This window comes from Pseudomonas abietaniphila (assembly GCF_900100795.1).
Taxonomy (GTDB): Bacteria; Pseudomonadota; Gammaproteobacteria; order Pseudomonadales; family Pseudomonadaceae; genus Aquipseudomonas; species Aquipseudomonas abietaniphila.
In genome coordinates this window covers 1-1,012 of the sequence record NZ_FNCO01000054.1, presented here as the reverse complement: position 1 = coordinate 1,012, position 1,012 = coordinate 1, and the positions used below count along the sequence as shown (strand labels likewise).

General features: G+C 55.6%; 2 protein-coding genes. Both read left to right on the top strand.

From position 1 onward, the window contains the following. Window positions 1-643 (top strand): hypothetical protein (locus tag BLS87_RS34390; RefSeq protein ID WP_208605242.1); only part of this gene is annotated, 643 nt, incomplete at its 5' end. After that, entirely contained in the window at window positions 640-1,008 is a 369-nt protein-coding gene (locus BLS87_RS33315; protein ID WP_074759410.1) for a hypothetical protein, read from the top strand. The genes BLS87_RS34390 and BLS87_RS33315, both read left to right, overlap by 4 nt. Window positions 1,009-1,012 lie beyond the last annotated feature (4 nt).

Sequence of the window (1,012 nt, the reverse complement as noted above, 5' to 3'; positions counted from 1 at the left end):
ATCCACTGTCGATATCGGCGACGCAACATCGAACGTTATTGCAATCAGCGGCAGCAATGCAATTACGGCGCTGGGCACAATAACTGCTGGCGCTCGCCGGTCGGTTAGATTTCTTGGCTCTCTGGTGCTTACTCACAACCCTACTTCCCTGATACTGCCTGGCGGGGCCAGCATCACGACTTCTGCAAACGATACTGCAGACTTTCTGAGCCTTGGGGGTGGTAACTGGATTTGTCTCGATTACACCTACCGATCAAGCGGGAAACCGTTCGACCCGGCGCTGGCTGATTTCGCAATCGTTTATCCGAACGGTGGCTCGCAAGCATCTCCCGCAACAGTCGTTGCCAACAGCCGATATGTGGTCAATAACCCTTTCCCTGGGTTCAGGGTTATGTGCAAAGCAGAAATCTTCATCTCTGGAGCCTGGTTCGACCCAGGGTGGTGGACGACAAACGATTCAGGGAACCTTGCCTATGGGGTACGTGCGGCCCATATCGAAAATCCGGATCGAGTTATTGTTCAGACGGGATTAAGTGCGGTTGCAGTTCGAGGCTCGCTATCAGGTGGCGCTGGCGGCGAAATCTCCAGCGCGGCAAGCGCGCCATGTCGCGTACAGGTTTGGAAGCTCAAGGGGTTGATATGAACGTCTTCGCAGAGGTTGGCGGAAATCAGCAGCAGATCGGTGGCGACTGCCCAGAAGGCTGGATTGTGATGACCGATGCACGTCCAGATGGTGAGGACACTCTGGATTACGTGGCCAGAAGCGACGGAACATGGGTGATCGATAGCCGAATCATCAGGGAAAGATCTGTGAGGGTTGAGATTGACTGGCAGGCAGCTGAGATGGCGCTGATTGCTGACCAGCTCATTGCTATTGAGGATGACGACCCATCTGCGTTGCCCGGCACAGACCGTCAGTGGCGCGATTACCGAACCAAAGTGCGCGCATGGAAGGATGGGGCGGAGCACTACCCCGATTCAGCGTTCCGCCCGGTTCAGCCTGGTTGAGGTA

Bases quoted from the DNA above. Each gene is read 5' to 3' on its own strand.
- BLS87_RS33315 (WP_074759410.1), top strand. From the start codon at position 640: ATGAACGTCTTCGCAGAGGTTGGCGGAAATCAGCAGCAGATCGGTGGC.